Raw genomic sequence first — 17,928 nt, forward strand, 5'->3', positions numbered from 1 at the left:
AAAACTCCCCTCCAATATCGTCTTATTCCCATTTTCGACGATACGGAGGGGATTTATACATAATATTCTTCTAACAAGGGCAAGTTAATCAGTTCGCTTTTCCGTAATAATTGACTGGTATGCTGGCCCATTTAGGTGTGTTATGCTTGATTTTAGCAACAACCACCGTCATATCATCATCAATATAGCCGGAACTTGAGCGGATAACTTCCTCCATAATAAGATCGGCCATATCCTGGGGATCCTCGGTTTTAATTTCACTGATTTTCCGCTTCATCCATAAATCAAGGTTTTCCACATGCTTAGGCCCTTCAAAGACCCCATCGCTCATCATGATTAATAAATCTCCAGCCTTCAGCTGCTCGCTTACGACATCCACCTCAAATTCCTGGAGGATGCCCATTGGCAAATTGCTCGCTTCCACTTTTAATATTTTATTTCCCCGTTTAATGAAACTAGGTATAGAGCCTATTTTCAAAAACTCTGTGCTTGCATTCTGAAGGTCAATCATAGCTAAATCCAATGTAGAAAAGATCTCATCAGTTGTTCTCAGCGAAAGAACAGAATTGACCGACTTAATAGCGACCTTCTCCTTGATTCCAGATTGCAGAATCTTTTGCAATAGCTCAAGGGTTTCCTTGCTTTCAATATGAGCCCTTTCACCGTTGCCCATTCCATCACTGATTGCAATAGCATACTTTCCGCAGCCAAGTTCAATCGTTGAAAAGCTGTCCCCGGAAATAAAGCCCCCTCCTTTAGCTGCATGAGCAATACCAGTGTCAACAACAAAGGCTTTAGCGGACCTGAATGTCACATGGCAATTGCCATTAGGGAAGGCAGCACATTCTTCTGAGCTAACTACAATGCTTTCTTCCAGAATGTCTGACAGCATGGGGGCAATCAGCTTTTCACATTCGCCATGTCCCTGACAGTATGGAATCGCCATATCAATATCTACATTTCTCTGTTCCAGACTATAAATTTCTACCTGTTCAATTTGAATACCAAACTCCTGCAATGCTTCTAATATTAGCTCCTCCTGCTTATGGTGGTTTTCCCGTTCTCTTTGAATTTCCTTCGCGAAATCCCCCATAACCTCTGACACGCCCAATAATTGGTCTGCAACCAGTCGCCTGCTTTCCTGAACCTGCCTTTTAAGCTTTTGATTAGCATGATAGAAAGTGAGTTCCTGTCTAATGGTTTCAATGACCTTTTTGGAACGTGTGCAATGTTTTTCCCAATCCCTGGAAAGCTTCTGAGGAAGTTCATTATTATAATCTGTTTCATTCATAATTTCTGTCATATACGCATATGTTTTATCAAAGTTCTTCGCCCAGCAGTGCTCTTTCTTAAAACAAGTCTGACAGGTCTTTTCCGTTACATTGCTTAAAAAGTAGTCAAGCTCCCTGCCCTCTTCATCATCCCATTCCGATGCCTCATCGTAGGATGAGAAACTTTTTGAAAGGGCTTGAAAGACACTGGAGAACTGAGCCACTCTTTGGGCTGTAACATCCCTCATTTTTCTCATGTACTGCTGCTGTTCTGCCGCATATTCTGAAGTTCCTGGGATATGCTTGGCAAGCCTCGTCAGCAATGCTTGCGGGGTTAAAAGAAAAAGAAAAATAGCTACTCCCGTTTCCATAACTGTTTTTAAAATATCTGTATTTCCTTCTCCATACATGCCTATTAATAGAGTTGCAATAAGAAGGCCGCAGGCCACGCCAAATTTCTTTCCTTCTTTTAAAAGGCCACCCAAAAGACCTGAAAAGGCCAGAAGGCTCATATGGTAAAAGCTAGTGACATTGGCTAGGCTGAAAATAAGGCCCGTTACAACACCAACCGTAGAGCCAACCGTTGCACCCCCAACAAAGGCAAATAAAAGCACTAAATATCTTGACATCATATGTTCAACAGATAGACCATAGACCGTCCAGCCAATGGTACCTGTCATCACCGAAGCAAGCATAATAATTAAGCAGACAATTTCTTCTGTTTTTAGCGTCTGGCGGCGTTTGCTGGCGGATAAAAGAGGAAGACTTTGAATAAAAATTAACGTTAGGATAAATCCTAGACTTGCTTCAACACCGGCCATCATCCCATGATAGAGCGTAATGGTTTCCGAAACAACTAGACTTTCCAGAAGCTTTCCGGACAGCAAGGAAAAAAAGACGAAAAAAGGCAGAACCTTTAATTCATTATTCACCCATCTTCTTGCAGCACGGATGGCCAGCATGAACAAAAATGATGTACCAAAAACATAGACAGCATTTGTAACAGAGATTGTTGCTGCTCCAGCGACCGCGCCAATTAAAGCAAGCGGAGCCTTATCTCTTCTTATAAAATATACCGCGGCAAAAAACGGGAGACTAAAAGGGGTTAACTGAGCAATGATCAGCGCTCTTCCAAGCAAAAAGCCAATTAACAAAAGAAGGATGCCCTTTTTTAAAAAGAAACCTTCCATCCAAAACTGGAATTTATTCAATCCCTTTGATAAATCAAGTCCAGGCTTATTAAAATTTACTTCGCCAAGAGGTTCAATAAAATTCCTTTCAACCTTTTCCATGTTTACCTTCACTCCCCGTATGGTTTTATATTAGTCGTCACATGAAAGACTGCCCGCACTTATTTAAACCTTCCAATCGATTCACTATATTGAGTAATTATAAAATTTAATAGATTAGAAGTTTGTCAAAAAAGCGGACAAGCCTTTGCTTTTCGTTCGACTAATTTCCGCCTTATCTCCAAAAAGAAGAAAGGACAGGACGGGATTTGACATTTCCTTTAAAAATTCCATCGCTTTTTGCAAGCTAGACAATAAAGGTAAAAAAAACATCAAAAAAGACAAGCCATATAAATGACTTGTCTGTTATGAATGGGAATAATATAAACGTTAAACCCTGCAATATATCAATAAAAGCAGCAAGTTATCCTCGTCTAGCGCCTCTTCCCCCACGTTTCGATTCTGTATTGCGTTTTAGTGATGATAGACGATCTTCGCTATCCTTAAGGAAGCGCGCCATTTTTGATTCAAAGTTTTCTTTAGGAGAGCGGTTATCATTTGTTCTGCCTTGGCGTGGACGCTGAGAATGTGAATGTCCCCGAGACTCTCTTCTGTCGCCTCTTTCAGGTCGAGCAGAGCCTGCAGGCTGGTCTTTTGCCTTTTTAATGGATAGACCAATCTTGCCATCCTTTTCGACATTTATAACTTTTACTTCAACCTGGTCACCGACTTTAAGATGATCGTTAATATCTTTTACATAGTTGTCTGCGACCTCACTGATGTGCACCAGACCTGTTGAGCCTTCCGGCAACTCCACAAATGCTCCGAAATTTGTAATCCCTGTTACTTTTCCCTGTAACTTGCTGCCCACTTCGATTGACATAAAAAAGAATTTCCTCCTTGAATGATATAAAAAATCAAACTTACTATATATTATACAAAACTTATGAAAAGAGTTCAATACAACGTCTAATTAGTTGACTTTTCCTTTTCTTTCCTTTTCTCATCTTCCTTTGGAAGGTTAAAGATAATTTCGTTGCCTTCGGAAAGAAAGTAATCCTTTCTTGCAAGCTTAGCTATGTATTCATCATCATTTAATTTGACGATTTCCCCTTCAAGCATGGCTTCCTTTTTCTTCAATTGTTCCAATTGGTGATCAAGCTTCTTTTTCTCTGCTGTTTTTTCCGCTAGAGCAGAGGACTGCGAAACGAGTGTGGAGATCATAAAGAAGGCAATAACAGAGGCGGCCACAAAGAAAAATACTAGTCTTCTGTATAATAGCTTCTTTGTTCTCCCCGCGCTGACGGCAGCGGCTTCTTGCTGTTTGGCATAGCCATTTTCAATCTTTGCTATATTTTTTTTCTTGATGGCACTCACTTCGCACTCCTCCTTTCATTTCTTATCTTTCTTAAACCGGGAAAACCATTTATTAGAGTAATTCTGTATTTGTACAAAAAATCCTGCCATTCTATTATATAACTTCTCGACTGTTTTTTTAATATTTTTCGGCAAAAGTTTCCACAAAAGTAATAAAACCCACTTAAATGGTGAGATTATTACTTTTATGAAAAAAAGCAGGGTTTTTCCAATCATTCTTAGAAGGTGAACAAGACTTTTTCCTAAGAAAATAAGAAGGGAGATCAAAGCAATAATTAGTCCATGGATTGGTTTATAGATAAGAAGATGGAACAGCTTTATGAAAAAGTGATAAATAGAGATTATCATCCGTATGATAACCTCTAATGCCCGAAGGTATATATTTTTCAATAAGCTTTGGTAGGCAGCAAAGCCGCATAAAAGGGCAATAAAAATATAAAATCTCAGCTCACCGCGGTTAACCAGAAATAAAATATAAAAGACGAAAAGTCCCTGAGCAACCCAAAAGAGAATATCGTTGATAAAGACGATCCAGCTTTTTCTTTTTGCCCGTTTCAAAAACCGGTTATACGTGTCAAGGGCAGCCCCAAAGACACCCCCCATGCCGATCATCGCCAGCATGGTTAAAAATTGTGTCGAAAGTGTCATCGGAATAACTTGCTAAAGAATCCTTTAGCCTTGTCCCCATGCTGGTCATCCAAGTAAACGAGATCAAATATTTTCCCTTTAATTGATACAACACCCTTATCTACATCCAGGTTTTTCATTTGCAGGTTTTGACCCTTGATGGCCAGGAATCCCATGACAGTGTCTAATAAGAATTCCTCATTATCGAAGCTTTCCACCTGCTTAACCCCTGTTATGTCCAGCAGCCTGCGTCCGCGCATAATGACATCGTGCTCTTCAACATTCTTTTTTGCTGTATTCGGATCATAATATTGCTGACTCATATCGCATCCCTCTCAATCACAAAAGTACAAGCATTTGGTACATATTTATGAATGAAAGAAATGAAATAGAACCTTAGCTTTGTGCCTTTTCTTCCTTTACAATCGTATACATCTCTGCAGCTTCTTCTTTCTTTGTTGTTTCCTGAAGGCGCTCTACTTTTGCCGTAACAAGCTTTTGGCCAAAGCGGATGGTGATCTCATCTCCGACTTTTACATTTGTACTGGCTTTTGCCTGCAGGCCATTAACAAGAATCCTCCCTTGATCTGAAACCTCTTTAGCAAGAGTCCTTCTTTTAATTAACCGGGAAACCTTCAAGAATTTGTCAAGTCTCATAACTCTTAGCACTCCTTTTTTGCTGTACGTCAATATCCTTTTTCCTTTGCCTCTTCCCAAAAGCGGTCCAATTCCTCAAGCTCAAATTCTTCAAACGATTTGCCGCTGTCTTTTACCCTTTTTTCCACAAAGGCGAACCTTCTCTTAAACTTAACATTGGTTTGGAATAAGGCCTCTTCTGCATCAATCTTATAGAATCTGGCAATATTGACAAGGGCAAAAAGGATGTCGCCAAATTCTTTGTCCATTTTCGCACTTTTTTCCCTTGTCTCTGCTTCAAATTCTTTAATTTCCTCTTTTACTTTCTCCCATGCGGGTCCAACTTCCTTCCAGTCAAACCCAACCTTAGCTGCGGTCTTCTGAATTTCCGCTGCGGCTATTAAATTCGGAAGGGACTTGCCCACTTTGTCGAGAAGCGAAACATCCTTTGCTTCCCCTTTCTCCTGTTTCTTGATTTTATCCCAATTGACAAGGACTTCTGCCTCTGTTTCCGCTGAAATACTGCCAAATACATGAGGGTGTCTGCGCACCATTTTTCCCGAAATTCCTTCAATGACATCTTCAATTGAGAAGAATCCATCATCTTCGCCTATTTGTGCGTGCAGGAGTACCTGAAGAAGTACATCCCCAAGCTCTTCAATCATATGGTCAATGTCTTCTTCATTGATTGCCTCAATCAGTTCATAGGATTCTTCAATGAGATATCTCTTTAAAGATTCATGTGTCTGCTTTTTATCCCATGGACAGCCGTTTGGCCCGCGAAGGACGGCAATAATCTCCCTTAGCTTGCTAAAGGTTTTATATAATATGGACTCGTCTGTGACTGGCGGTATGTAGAGAGATGTTAAATTATTTATTTCAAACCCGCGGTCTAGCTCATATAAAGCAGCCTTTTGTATTCGTTCTTCTTTACTTCCGGCAGCTGTGACAATATACACCTCATACTCATCAGGGAGCCGCTCCATTAATGCCAGTTTGGCCTCAGATGCTGTAAATTGGTCATAGACTTGGCCAATGATTAAATGTGATGTTAGATCTATTTCCGCTCTTTTCAAATCTGTTGCATCTAGAAATTGAAATCCTTCAATTGGATCTATTTGAAGTGCCTGAAACAAGGCATCTAGAAAGCTTTGCCCCCCGCCGATTGCTATTTCCACTCCTTGCTTGGGGCCCCTTTCCAGCAGCAGCTGAACTGTCCGCTCTGCAACAAAGGGATGCCCCGGGACAGCATATGTAATCTCACCCTTGTGTGATTCCTCTAATAAAATCGTGCAAATCTCCTCATACACATCCTGAAAGTGGTCATGCTTTTCATAAATGCTATCAAAGGAAATAAACGCTACGCCTTCTTCTTCTAATTCATTCACAGCAGGATGATCTTTTGTCCGCAAATATAAAAGGCTGGCCTTTTTTAATTTGCGGTAGACGCCAAGCGGAAGCTGTTCCAGATCACCCGCTCCCAGCCCAACAATATTGATTCTTTTCATCTAGATTCACTCCTATTTTTCTTTGGCAGAAAAAGCATGAGCTTGCTTCCAAAGGGGAGCATGGACAGCTCTTCTTCTTTAAATGTATCGCCTTTTAAAATAATCCATATATAAATCAGGCCGCCGATGACCACCGCGCTTAATGCTTGAAAGCCAGCATAAAGACGGTTTTCAGCAAAACCCAAAAGGCCAGTTCCATACAGGTACACTTTTAAGACAACTAGCATGGCTGCAGAGGCTGCGGCAAGAGTCAGCAAAAACCGACGGCTCAGAATAGGAACCTTTAATTCCCTTTTCAGCCTGATAAGCAAAAGAATAAGGACAAAGCACAAAGACAGGCATGTAGCAAAGGCAGCGCCCATCGTGCTGAACACCGGAATTAACAGTATATTCATCAAATACTTCAGAACAAACCCGCTAATGATAATAAATGCAGGGTACATGGTCATTCCAAGGCCTTGAAGAATTGCCGATGCCGTTACGGCAACTGAACTTAACAAAATAACCATGCTTAAGACACCCAGCACAGCAGATCCCGCACTATTTTCAAACAGCATAATATTAGTGGGCTTAATAATATTCCATAAGCCAACAGTTGCTGCCGTCCCGACTGTTATTCCGATCTGCAGCGTCAAACGAATCTTATCAAGCACAATATCTGATCGTGCATTTATTCTCGCATTTGAAATAACCGGCACGAGTGATAAGGACATTGATGTAGCTACTACCATACCAACCTGAATCAACGGCATTCCGCGGTCATATACACCCTTCATCTCCTTTGCCTCATGGGCACCAAAGCCGGATGAGATCAATTGGGAATACAGATTTAACGAATCCGCCAATTGCATTAATATAAGGAGCATGCTGCTGATACAGATGGCAAAGCCTTGCAAAACGATAGATCTTGCCAGTGAAAAAGAGAGTTTCGGACTAAGTCCGCCTCTATACTGAGTCCATCTTTTTGTAAAAAAAAGCATTAAGATCAAAATCGCTGCGATTCCGCCCATAATGGAGCCAAATGTAGCCCCCGCACCAACCATATATAAGTTATACCCTTCTTTTGTCAGAAAAAGGGCTGCTAAAAATATCACAGCGACCCTGACAAGCTGTTCGCCGACCTGGGAGACAGCAGTTGGGACCATATCCCCTTTCCCCTGAAAGAAACCTCTGAGTAAGGCAACAGCTGGAAAGAGGAGAAAGGCAAAAGAGATTACTCTAAATAAAACCTCAAGTTCAGGGTCGCCCATCACGGTTGCGAAATGTTGAGCTCCCCAGAACAGCAATCCGAAAAACAGCAGACCAATCATACCAAGCACTGCAGCACTTGTAAAAAATAACTGACTCAGTCCACCTTTACGATTTGCATTCAATTCTTCTGTATATAATTTTGAGAGGACTACAGGAAATCCATATGCAGCAAAAGTTATAGCCACTCCGTAAAAAGGATATACCTGCTGATAAATATAAAAACCAACATCGCCAACCAAATTCTGAAATGGCACGCGGTAAATGGCGCTTAATATTTTGATAAAGAGGGCAGCAGCCGTTAAAATAACAGTTCCTCTTACTACATCTTTGGTATATTTCTCGGGCTTCATGCCCATCCCCTTTCAGTTTTGATTCAAACGCATTAATATCATACCAAAATATTCCGTTATTATCTTATAAAATGAAAAAAGGCAGCATCAGCTACCCTTTTAAAAAATATCTATCTTTTTTCAAAAAATGAGAATGAATTGAACCAATTAGGACAAAAATTAAGAGGGTTCCTTTTTTAAGACTCCATTTGTCTTGCTAAGAATCCGGCAGCTGTTTCAACAGCCTTTTGTTCGACATCGCCTAAAGAACCTTCTTTTGCGTAAATGATAACAGCACCAATCGGATCTCCATTAGCAATAATTGGCCCAATCGTATAGGCGGAAATTTCCTCTGTATGGCCATCCACAAGGGAAATTTCCCCTGCCTGGTTAACAAGTGATGAGTTGCGGTCTTCCATTGTCTTTTCAATAATCTCACCTATGTTTTTGTTTAAAAAATCCTTTTTTGATCCGCCGGAAACAGCAATATACGTGTCTCTGTCGCAGATTAAAACAGGATTTCCCAGGCTGTCGAATAACGCCTCAGCATATTCTTTTGCAAAATCACTTAACTCACTAATTGGTGAATATTTCTTTAAGATTACTTCTCCATCACGATCCACAAAGATCTCTAGCGGGTCCCCTTCACGAATACGCAAAGTTCTGCGTATTTCCTTTGGAATCACCACGCGACCTAAATCATCGATTCGACGAACAATACCAGTTGCTTTCATCCAATGTTGCCTCACTTTCATCTGATGATTTTTTTAAATAAGATAAAGGAGCCTGGGTAAGGAACTTCCCCTATAGGTCCCAGGGCTTTTCTTATTTGGCTATGCTCCATATTGGGAGAAAATGAATACATCGCCATGTTTGAACTTAGTATCTTTCATCTGGAAAGTTCTATACACGTTCAAAAATTTTTTCTCACGGATGTTATGAATTCCAAATGTGGGTAAATTACCCATACCCTTTGTGGAGTGATGTTAAACGCACAGGTTATTTCAATGCATTTTCCTTTTTAGCATGAAGGAGCCCTTGGACCATCTCGTAGGCAATGTTCAGCCATTCGCTAGCAGGCATTCCTTTTACATGGAGAACTGCCTTCAATTTGCTTCCTTCCATCCCAAGGCCAATTTTCCGCCCATATTTGCTTGTTATCTGGAAGATTTTCTGCCCATCGATTTCGGAGCTTGCCTTTTCAGATAAAAGAAACAGTACTTCATCCTTTGTTTGCTTAATTGTTTCAAGCCCTGCCTGTAATCCATAAACCTTTATTTCAGAGATACGGAAAAGATAAGTTACTTCCTCCGGATAATCGCCAAAACGGTCAACCATCTCTTCGTTTAATTCCTCAATATCTTCTAAGTCAGAAATGCCTCTAAACCTTTTGTACATTTCAATCTTTTGATGCCCGTCTGAAATATAGGCGTCAGGAATGTAGGCGTCTACTTCAAGATCAATTTCTAAGCTTTGCCTGTCAGTTTCAGGGAGATTCCCCCTCTTCTCTTCGATTGCTTCCTTCAGCATTTGAGAATACAGATCAAAACCAACAGAATCAATAAATCCATGCTGCTGAGCACCTAATAGGTTTCCCGCACCCCTGATGGATAAGTCACGCATAGCGATTTTAAATCCAGATCCAAGCTCAGTAAATTCTTTAATAGCCTGCAGCCTTTTTTCGGCAACCTCTGTAAGTACTTTGTCCTTTCTGTACGTAAAATAGGCATAGGCCACTCGATTAGAACGTCCAACCCTTCCGCGAAGCTGATAAAGCTGGGAAAGCCCCATTTTATCCGCATCATGAACAATAAGCGTATTGACGTTTGGAATATCAACACCTGTTTCAATGATCGTTGTACTGACAAGCACATCAAACTCACCTGAAAGGAAACTTAAAATGACTGATTCCAGCTCATTTTCCGTCATTTGCCCATGTGCATAAGCTACGCGCGCATCGGGAACAAGCATAGAAATCTCTTCCGCTTTCCGCTCAATATCCTCAACCCTGTTATACAGGAAATATACCTGTCCATCCCGGGCCAATTCCCTCTCAATTGCTTCTCTGACAATCCCGCCATTATACTCCATTACATAGGTCTGGATGGGAAAGCGGTTTTCCGGCGGTGTTTCGATAACCGAAAGATCCCTCACCCCAAGCATGGACATATGCAAGGTTCTAGGGATAGGCGTTGCTGTTAACGTCAGAACATCGACATTTGTCTTCATTTGTTTAATTTTTTCTTTATGTGTTACACCAAATCGCTGCTCTTCATCCACAATTAGCAGCCCAAGATCTCTAAAAGTAATATCCTTTGATAAAATTCGATGCGTTCCAACGACCACATCAATTGTGCCTGCTTTTAAGCCCTTTATCGTCTCAGTTTGCTGTTTTCTGGTTCTGAACCTGCTTAAGAGCCCGACCTGAATGGGAAAGTCAGAAAAGCGCTCCCGCATGGTTTCGAAATGCTGCTGGGCAAGAATCGTTGTCGGCACCAAAAAGGCTACCTGTTTTCCATCAGCAATCGCTTTGAACGCCGCTCTGATCGCCACTTCTGTTTTACCATAGCCAACATCTCCGCACAGCAAGCGGTCCATAGGGCGCTCCCGCTCCATATCCTTCTTAATCTCCGTAATTGACCGAAGCTGATCCTCCGTTTCCTGATAGGGAAAGGATGCTTCAAATTCGCGCTGCATCTCACCATCAGGACTAAAAGCAAAACCTTTTGCAGCTTCTCTTTCTGCATATAGCTTAATTAAATCATCCGCAATATCTTTGACAGATGATTCAACCTTTTTCTTAACCCTCTTCCAATCACTTCCGCCTAATTTATAGATCTTCGGCTCTTTTGCTTCAGAGCCCACATATTTTTGAACAAGATCAATTTGTTCAACCGGAACATAAAGTTTATCGCTTCCCTGATAGCGGATATGCAAATAATCTTTATGGACCCCATTAATCTCGAGGGTCTCAATGCCTAAGTATTTCCCGATACCATGATTAACATGGACAACATAATCCCCGACTTTTAGTTCTGAATAGCTTTTAATGCGTTCAGCATTGGAAAGCTTCTGCCGCCGTGTCTTCTTTTGCGTCCGCTTATTAAAGAGCTCCTCCTCTGTAATAACCGCAAGCCTTTGCCCTATTAATTCAAATCCTGCATTGAGATTTCCCTCAATGATTTGAATCTTGCCGTTTAAGATTGGCTGATTTTCGGCTGCAGCTATGGCTTCAATCTCATAATCTTCAAAAACCCTCTGAAGCTTTTTGACTCTTTCACCATCGGGGCCTAGAAAAACAACGGTATAATTCCCCTTCTTCCAGCGCTCGATCTCGCCCTTTAACACATTCATCTGTCCGTGGAAAGTCTGCATCTGCTTACAGGCAACATTAATAATGTTTTGCGGATTTGTATTTGGGACATGCCGCAGGAACAAAGACATATAGATGACCGGCGATTCTTTTTTCTGAAGAAATCCCCGAAGGTCATGGGAAACCTTTACATCATGGACAATTTGCCCCTCGCCTAACAGACTTGTATACCATTGAGCTTCTTCCTTTTCGAGAGAGTCATTCGTTTCAAAGACCCTGCTGACTTCATCTATAAAAATAACTCCGCTTTGCGGAAGATAATCTATTAAACTATTTTGCTCATCGTAAGCGTAGGAAAGATATTTAAATAGCTGATCAGGTTTATTGCCCATTTTAAGCTGTTCAATTTCATACCCGATATTTTGGGCCAGCTGTGTTTTGTCCTTTTCACTTTTTAACTTTTTCAGACTTTCCGACAATCCTCTTTCAAGCTTTTCAATAATCTTATGAAAATGCTCTTGATCCAAAGGATACTCTGTTGCAGGTCCAATCGTGACTTCCTTCAGCTTCTCCTTGGAACGCTGGTCTTCAAGCGAAAAGGAGCGAATGGAATCTACTTCTGTATCAAACAGCTCAATACGAACCGGATCTGCCACCGTTAAAGGGTAGATATCTATGATTCCGCCTCTTACACTGAATTCCCCAGGAGATGAAACCATATCAACTCTGGTATAGCCCATCTGAACAAGACTCATTAGCTGATCTTCTGTAAGGTCATCGCCGACAGTTAAAGTAAGCTGGTACTTCTTCCAAATGGATGGCGGCGGCAGAACTTTCCTTAAGCCTGCGATCGGCGCGATCAGAATTCCGCTCTTGCTTTTGCTCCAATGGTTTAGCGCTTCTATTCTCTGACCCTTTAATTCTGGGCTGGCAATGCTGATCTCAGCTGCAATCAGCTCATTGGCCGGATAAAGAAAAACATCCGCTTCCCCTTCAAAACTGACAAGATCATCATATAGCTTCTGAGCCTGTAATAGGTTATGAGTAACTATGAGCAGTGGTTTTTTTGCCTGTTCATAGATCGAAGATAAAAATAGTGTACGTGCTGATCCGGATAAGCCAGATATTAGCTGTTCCTTCAGCCCTTCTTCTATACCCGATAAGACAGATTGAACATCGTCCTGCTGCCTGATTATACTTTTAAGCCCTATCATGGCTTTCCTCCTCTTTACTTTTGCAACACAATGAATGTTTAATGTTTTTATAAAAAATTTATTGAAAACCGGTGGATTTTATATATGTTTGTTATAATTCAAAAAATTAGAAATAGAAAAATGCTTTGGATGCTGTCCAAAGCTGTTAATGAATTAAGAAATCATTTTGATGATATTCAGGCTGTCTTTCAAGCAGTTCTTGACAATCCTCACATATAGATTTTACCTGAAGGTTTCCTTCCAGATCATAAGTAATCATGTCTTGTCGCTCATCACTTGTTAACAAATCAAACCCAAGCTGATGAGTATTCAGGGCCGTGTTTTCTATTGACCCTATTTTCGTGCCGCAATGACGGCAATGATAGTGAATGGCCATGCCAGTCCCTCCCGAATACATTCTAATAAGATTAGTATGAACCCATAAAGAGGAACTTATTCACATTTGCCAGTCCTTTAATACTTTGCCATTATTCTATCTCTATGTTCTTTCGAGATAAAGATTACTGATTAAATTCGTTCATTACCTGCAAAAAGGGCTTTGATAGCCACTGTTCACATGCGCTGGTGCATTTTAGCACAACGTCTTCCAGCAGAGCCTGCTCTTCCTTTGTAAAACGGCCCAAAACATAATCGGGAACCTTCATACCGCTTGGGGGTCTATCAATTCCCACTCTTATTCTGTTAAACTCTTGTGTCCCTAGATGCGCAATAATGGACTTAATCCCATTGTGCCCGCCAGAGCTGCCCTTTTGGCGGAGCCTAATTTTCCCGACAGGAAGATCTAAATCATCAAAAATAACTGTCAGCTCATCATGATTAATATCATAATAGTCCATTAATGGGCGCAAAGATTCCCCAGACAAATTCATATAGGTTAGCGGCTTTAATAAAAATACCTTTTCCCCGTTGACAAGCCCAATACCGTATATTCCCTGGAATTTAGCACGATCCAAAGGAATGTTTAGCTTTTCAGACAGCGAGTCTATCACTTCAAAGCCAATATTATGCCTCGTCTTTTCATATTGCTTGCCGGGATTCCCTAATCCAACAAATAGCTTCATGGTATAGATCCTTTCTCAAAAATAAGGGGCTGGCGCCCGATTGGAAGGCCAGTCCCATAAATGATGTTTATATTATTATTCTCCGCTAGCTTCCGTTTCCCTGCCTTCTTCATTTTCAGGTGTACCCGCTTCTTGTTCTTCTCCGCTATCGATCTCTTCTTCCTGCTTAGGCGGCAGAATAGAAGCAATAACAGTATCTTCAGGATCATTGATCTTATAGCCGTATGTTCCCAAAATATCTGCGACTGTAATCGTTTCATTGACCTGGAGACTTGTTACATCTACATCAACGGTTTGCGGAATTTTATCAGGGGTTGCAGTAACAGAAACTTCGTGCACAGATTGCTGCATTACGCCGCCATCCTTCACGCCAGCTGCATCTCCTGTAAGGTTTACTCTGACATTAGCAGTAATCTCCTGTGACATATCAACAGCAAGAAGATCTACGTGAATAATATCATTTTTAATTGGATCTGCCTGGTAATCACTTAGCACAACATTATGCTTATTTCCGCCAAGATCTAATGAAATAACTCCGTTTCTGCCTACACGGCGGATAATTTTTGTAAAGTCAGCTTCACTGAAATAGATTGGCGTGCTTTTTAATTTGGATCCGTAAACAACAGCAGGAATGTTCCCGCCTCTGCGAATCTCTGTTAAGGCAGACCCTCGTAATTCCTTTCTTTCTGTTGCCTGTAATACAGCCGTCATAAAATATATCCCCTTCCTCATTTTTTTCAAAAGGCTCTATATATAGAAAATGCCCTAAAAAGAGGAAGTCTAAACGTTTAACTTTAACTGTTATATCGGCTTTCTTTTAAAACCGCTGGAAAGCACTCAAGGCCTGCCCAATAGGGCAAGCCTAAAGTCATATATTAATCAAATAGTGTACTAACAGATTGTTCTTCGTGAACACGGATAATTGCTTCACCAATCAAAGGTGCCACAGAGAGCTGAACAAGTTTATCAAATCTCTTTTCTTCCGGAAGAATAATGGAATTTGTTACAACTAGCTCTTTAATTTTTGAATTCTTGATGCGCTCAATAGCTGGGCCAGATAATACTGGATGGGTACAGCTTGCATATACTTCTAAAGCGCCATTCTCAACGAGGGCATTTGCAGCAAGTGTAATGGTTCCAGCAGTATCAATAATATCATCAATAAGGATCGCTACTTTTCCATCAATATTACCGACAATATTCATAACTTCAGCCACATTCGGCTTTGGACGGCGTTTGTCGATAATGGCAATTGGCGCCTTTAAGCGGTCTGCCATTTTCCTTGCGCGTGTTACACCGCCATGATCTGGAGAAACAATGACAATGTCGCCATTCATGGCTTTATTCTTAAAGTACTCTGATAGAATCGGCACACCCATTAGATGGTCGATTGGGATATCGAAGAAGCCTTGAATTTGCGGAGCATGCAGATCGAGCGTAATCACGCGTGTTGCTCCAGCAGTTTGCAGTAAATCGGCGACAAGCTTGGCAGTGATCGGCTCACGTGCTCTTGCCTTTCTATCCTGACGGGCATACCCATAATACGGCATAACAATATTAATGGTTTTAGCTGAAGCCCGTTTTAATGCGTCAATCATAATTAATAGCTCCATCAAATGCTCATTTACAGGCGCACTTGTGGATTGAATAACGTACACATCACAGCCGCGAATACTTTCTTCAATATTAATTTGAATTTCTCCGTCGCTAAAACGCTGGACAGAACACTTTCCAAGCTCAACGCCAATTACTCCTGCAATTTCTGCAGCTAATTCACGATTAGAATTCAGAGTGAATACCTTTAAATTTGGATCTAAATATTGATTAGACATGTTGGCCTCCATTGGTTTATTTCTTCTTATTTAGTTTTTCCACATAATTTTCTTTATTTACCTGACGTGCCCTAGCAATGGATAAGGCATCTCCCGGAACATCTTCAGTGATTGTTGACCCAGCTGCAATATATGCATTTTTCCCAATGGTAACTGGGGCTACAAGATTTGAATTGCAGCCAACAAAAACGCCGTCTTCAATCTTGGTTAAGTATTTATTCTTTCCATCATAATTAACTGTAATCGTACCGCAGCCGATGTTCACATCGCTTCCTACTTCAGCATCTCCAATATAGCTAAGATGCGAAGCTTTGCTCCCTTCTCCAAAGACAGCCTTTTTGACCTCAACGAAGTTGCCTATTTTAACATGTCCATGAATCTGTGATTTTGGACGAATATGGGCAAATGGGCCAATTTGGACATCAGAGCCAATCTCACTGTCAAAAGCAGCTGAATGCCTAATGGTCGTATTGCTGCCAACACGGCAATTTTCAATCTCGCTGTTTGGGCCGATTGTACATTGTGAGCCTATTGAGCACACGCCTGAAATGATCGAACCCGGATAAATAATAGTATCATTTCCGATCAGAACATCGGGGCCAATATACGTATTCGCTGGATCGATAATAGACACGCCGTTTCTCATATGTGACTCATTAATTCTTTTCCTCATGATAGCCTCAGCCTGCGAAAGAGCCACCCGGTCATTAACACCGAGAGTTTCCTCAAAATCAGCTGTCTGATAGGCTGCAATTGGGGCGCCGTCCTTCTTGAGGATTTCAATCACATCCGGCAGGTAATATTCCCCTTGCACATTATCATTTCCCACACGCTTTAAGGCATCAAATAAAGCTTTATTATCAAAGCAGTACGTTCCTGTGTTAATCTCTTCGATTTCTCGTTCTTTTTCTGTCGCGTCCTTATGTTCGACTATTTTTTCAACATGGCCATTTTCATTTCTTATCACTCTGCCATATCCGAAAGGATTTTCTGTCCGCGCTGTTAATACGGTTGCTTTTGCTGAAGATTCTTCATGGTATTTAAAAAGCGCTTCCATTGTTTCATGTTTGATAAGTGGTGTATCACCGCATACAACAATAGTGATTCCCTCTTTTTTGCCAAGTGTTTCTTCCGCCTGCATGACTGCATGGGCTGTACCTAGCTGTTCTTCTTGCAAGGCATATTTGCTGCTGTCACCAAGCTGGGCTTTCACTTGTTCTGCCCCGTGACCGATAATTGTAACAACTTCCGTAACGTTTAGCTTTACAACTTGGTCAACCACGTGCTGAACCATCGGCTTTTTGCACACAGGATGAAGAACTTTATATAGCTTAGACTTCATTCTGGTTCCCTGGCCCGCGGCTAGAATGACCGCATATCTATTATACATTGACAGGCCTCCATTACTCAGAGAATAAGGTTATGGCCTCCAGTCATGAAAAGGAGGCATATAAGCAAACATTATTCTTCCTTTTTTTCTATATTCGCCTTTTTATCCATTAAAAATATATCTTAAATATGGTTTCATTTCAAGAATGGCGGTGAAACTACATAATTATGTCATAGCATATAACATTTTTTCTTTCATGATGTTTGAAGGTTTTATATCGGGGTATAAAGAGGATGCAGGGGGCATTATCATAAAAAAGAGCCATACTCAGGAAGTAGGCCCTTGTTGTTTTATTCGATTTTAGGAAGCTCCCGCTTCTTCAAATTCAACTTCTAATTCACCTAACCGGTGGTACTCTGATAATACAGCCTCCTGAATCTTGCCCCTAGTTCCTGAGTTGATAGGGTGAGCAATGTCTCTAAATTCTCCATCAGGAGTACGTTTGCTAGGCATTGCAACAAATAAACCGTTATTTCCATCAATTACGCGGATATCGTGAACAACAAATTCATGATCCAAAGTAATGGATGCAATAGCCCTCATACGACCATCTGTATTAACACGGCGCAATCTTACATCAGTTACTTCCATCATGTTCACCACCTTTGCTAGAAGATACAAATCCTAGTTAATAGATTCCACAAAACATCTATTTTTCCTTCTTTGAATGGAAAAAATTTTTTGAATTGTTTTACGAGATGAAATTCTTTGTTTCCAATGCTGTAAAATAATGTATATGTTGTACTTCCCTCTTTCATTATTACAAGTTTCGACAAAATCTATACTGAAAAATCCGAATAAATTTATAAGCATAAACATTCATGATCTTTCGCTCACAACCCAGGAATGAAAATAGACCTCTCCCCCCATAATGTAGATAACACAAACAG

Annotated in this window: 16 protein-coding genes; all 16 read right to left on the reverse strand. The window is 40.9% G+C overall.

Annotated elements, in window-relative coordinates:
- Positions 1-88: 88 nt before the first annotated feature.
- Complete coding sequence (gene spoIIE, locus AC1Q59_RS23895) at positions 89-2,563, reverse strand: stage II sporulation protein E (protein WP_492368376.1); 2,475 nt, start codon at positions 2,561-2,563, stop codon at positions 89-91.
- A gap of 361 nt (positions 2,564-2,924) precedes the next feature.
- The gene (locus AC1Q59_RS23900; protein ID WP_492368377.1) at positions 2,925-3,383 is read right to left on the reverse strand and encodes a S1 domain-containing RNA-binding protein; all 459 of its coding nucleotides are present in this window, start codon (positions 3,381-3,383) and stop codon (positions 2,925-2,927) included.
- Positions 3,384-3,469: 86 nt separating this feature from the next.
- Complete coding sequence (locus tag AC1Q59_RS23905) at positions 3,470-3,877, reverse strand: FtsB family cell division protein (RefSeq protein ID WP_492368378.1); 408 nt, start codon at positions 3,875-3,877, stop codon at positions 3,470-3,472.
- 15 nt (positions 3,878-3,892) lie between these two features.
- Complete coding sequence (gene yabQ, locus AC1Q59_RS23910) at positions 3,893-4,525, reverse strand: spore cortex biosynthesis protein YabQ (RefSeq protein ID WP_492368379.1); 633 nt, start codon at positions 4,523-4,525, stop codon at positions 3,893-3,895.
- Positions 4,522-4,827 carry a sporulation protein YabP gene (gene yabP / locus AC1Q59_RS23915; RefSeq protein ID WP_492368380.1) on the reverse strand — a complete coding sequence of 102 codons (306 nt, stop codon included), beginning with the start codon at positions 4,825-4,827 and terminating at the stop codon, positions 4,522-4,524. Before yabP ends, yabQ begins: the two co-directional genes overlap by 4 nt.
- Before the next feature lie 73 nt (positions 4,828-4,900).
- Positions 4,901-5,161: an RNA-binding S4 domain-containing protein gene (locus AC1Q59_RS23920; protein ID WP_492368381.1), complete on the reverse strand. Its 261-nt coding sequence runs from the start codon at positions 5,159-5,161 to the stop codon at positions 4,901-4,903.
- A 29-nt stretch (positions 5,162-5,190) separates the two neighbouring features.
- The gene (gene yabN / locus AC1Q59_RS23925; RefSeq protein WP_492368382.1) at positions 5,191-6,648 is read right to left on the reverse strand and encodes a bifunctional methyltransferase/pyrophosphohydrolase YabN; all 1,458 of its coding nucleotides are present in this window, start codon (positions 6,646-6,648) and stop codon (positions 5,191-5,193) included.
- On the reverse strand, positions 6,645-8,249 hold the full coding sequence (locus tag AC1Q59_RS23930; RefSeq protein WP_492368383.1) for a putative polysaccharide biosynthesis protein: 1,605 nt from the start codon (positions 8,247-8,249) through the stop codon (positions 6,645-6,647). Before AC1Q59_RS23930 ends, yabN begins: the two co-directional genes overlap by 4 nt.
- 176 nt (positions 8,250-8,425) lie before the next feature.
- Positions 8,426-8,962, reverse strand: coding sequence for a stage V sporulation protein T (gene spoVT / locus AC1Q59_RS23935; protein WP_492368384.1), 537 nt, complete (start codon positions 8,960-8,962; stop codon positions 8,426-8,428).
- A gap of 265 nt (positions 8,963-9,227) precedes the next feature.
- Positions 9,228-12,755, reverse strand: a complete 3,528-nt coding sequence (gene mfd, locus AC1Q59_RS23940; protein ID WP_492368385.1) for a transcription-repair coupling factor — start codon at positions 12,753-12,755, stop codon at positions 9,228-9,230.
- Positions 12,756-12,900: 145 nt separating this feature from the next.
- Entirely contained in the window at positions 12,901-13,131 is a 231-nt protein-coding gene (fin, locus tag AC1Q59_RS23945) for an anti-sigma-F factor Fin (RefSeq protein WP_492368386.1), read from the reverse strand.
- 124 nt (positions 13,132-13,255) lie between these two features.
- The gene (gene pth / locus AC1Q59_RS23950) at positions 13,256-13,816 is read right to left on the reverse strand and encodes an aminoacyl-tRNA hydrolase (protein WP_492368387.1); all 561 of its coding nucleotides are present in this window, start codon (positions 13,814-13,816) and stop codon (positions 13,256-13,258) included.
- Positions 13,817-13,891: 75 nt separating this feature from the next.
- Positions 13,892-14,527 (reverse strand): 50S ribosomal protein L25/general stress protein Ctc, encoded by a 636-nt coding sequence (locus AC1Q59_RS23955; protein WP_492368388.1) that lies wholly within the window; start codon positions 14,525-14,527, stop codon positions 13,892-13,894.
- Between the two features lie 164 nt (positions 14,528-14,691).
- Positions 14,692-15,648 (reverse strand): ribose-phosphate diphosphokinase, encoded by a 957-nt coding sequence (locus tag AC1Q59_RS23960; RefSeq protein ID WP_492368389.1) that lies wholly within the window; start codon positions 15,646-15,648, stop codon positions 14,692-14,694.
- A gap of 16 nt (positions 15,649-15,664) precedes the next feature.
- Entirely contained in the window at positions 15,665-17,038 is a 1,374-nt protein-coding gene (glmU, locus tag AC1Q59_RS23965; RefSeq protein WP_492368390.1) for a bifunctional UDP-N-acetylglucosamine diphosphorylase/glucosamine-1-phosphate N-acetyltransferase GlmU, read from the reverse strand.
- 300 nt (positions 17,039-17,338) lie between these two features.
- On the reverse strand, positions 17,339-17,629 hold the full coding sequence (gene spoVG, locus AC1Q59_RS23970; RefSeq protein ID WP_053479353.1) for a septation regulator SpoVG: 291 nt from the start codon (positions 17,627-17,629) through the stop codon (positions 17,339-17,341).
- Between the last annotated feature and the right edge of the window lie 299 nt (positions 17,630-17,928).

It is taken from the genome of Cytobacillus sp. MT66 (assembly GCF_058792595.1).

Coding starts and splice junctions, on each gene's coding strand:
- spoIIE (WP_492368376.1), bottom strand. CDS start 2,563: ATGGAAAAGGTTGAAAGGAATTTTATTGAACCTCTTGGCGAAGTAAAT.
- AC1Q59_RS23900 (WP_492368377.1), bottom strand. CDS start 3,383: ATGTCAATCGAAGTGGGCAGCAAGTTACAGGGAAAAGTAACAGGGATT.
- yabQ (WP_492368379.1), bottom strand. CDS start 4,525: ATGACACTTTCGACACAATTTTTAACCATGCTGGCGATGATCGGCATG.
- yabP (WP_492368380.1), bottom strand. CDS start 4,827: ATGAGTCAGCAATATTATGATCCGAATACAGCAAAAAAGAATGTTGAA.
- AC1Q59_RS23920 (WP_492368381.1), bottom strand. CDS start 5,161: ATGAGACTTGACAAATTCTTGAAGGTTTCCCGGTTAATTAAAAGAAGG.
- yabN (WP_492368382.1), bottom strand. CDS start 6,648: ATGAAAAGAATCAATATTGTTGGGCTGGGAGCGGGTGATCTGGAACAG.
- AC1Q59_RS23930 (WP_492368383.1), bottom strand. CDS start 8,249: ATGAAGCCCGAGAAATATACCAAAGATGTAGTAAGAGGAACTGTTATT.
- spoVT (WP_492368384.1), bottom strand. CDS start 8,962: ATGAAAGCAACTGGTATTGTTCGTCGAATCGATGATTTAGGTCGCGTG.
- mfd (WP_492368385.1), bottom strand. CDS start 12,755: ATGATAGGGCTTAAAAGTATAATCAGGCAGCAGGACGATGTTCAATCT.
- fin (WP_492368386.1), bottom strand. CDS start 13,131: ATGGCCATTCACTATCATTGCCGTCATTGCGGCACGAAAATAGGGTCA.
- pth (WP_492368387.1), bottom strand. CDS start 13,816: ATGAAGCTATTTGTTGGATTAGGGAATCCCGGCAAGCAATATGAAAAG.
- AC1Q59_RS23955 (WP_492368388.1), bottom strand. CDS start 14,527: ATGACGGCTGTATTACAGGCAACAGAAAGAAAGGAATTACGAGGGTCT.
- AC1Q59_RS23960 (WP_492368389.1), bottom strand. CDS start 15,648: ATGTCTAATCAATATTTAGATCCAAATTTAAAGGTATTCACTCTGAAT.
- glmU (WP_492368390.1), bottom strand. CDS start 17,038: ATGTATAATAGATATGCGGTCATTCTAGCCGCGGGCCAGGGAACCAGA.
- spoVG (WP_053479353.1), bottom strand. CDS start 17,629: ATGGAAGTAACTGATGTAAGATTGCGCCGTGTTAATACAGATGGTCGT.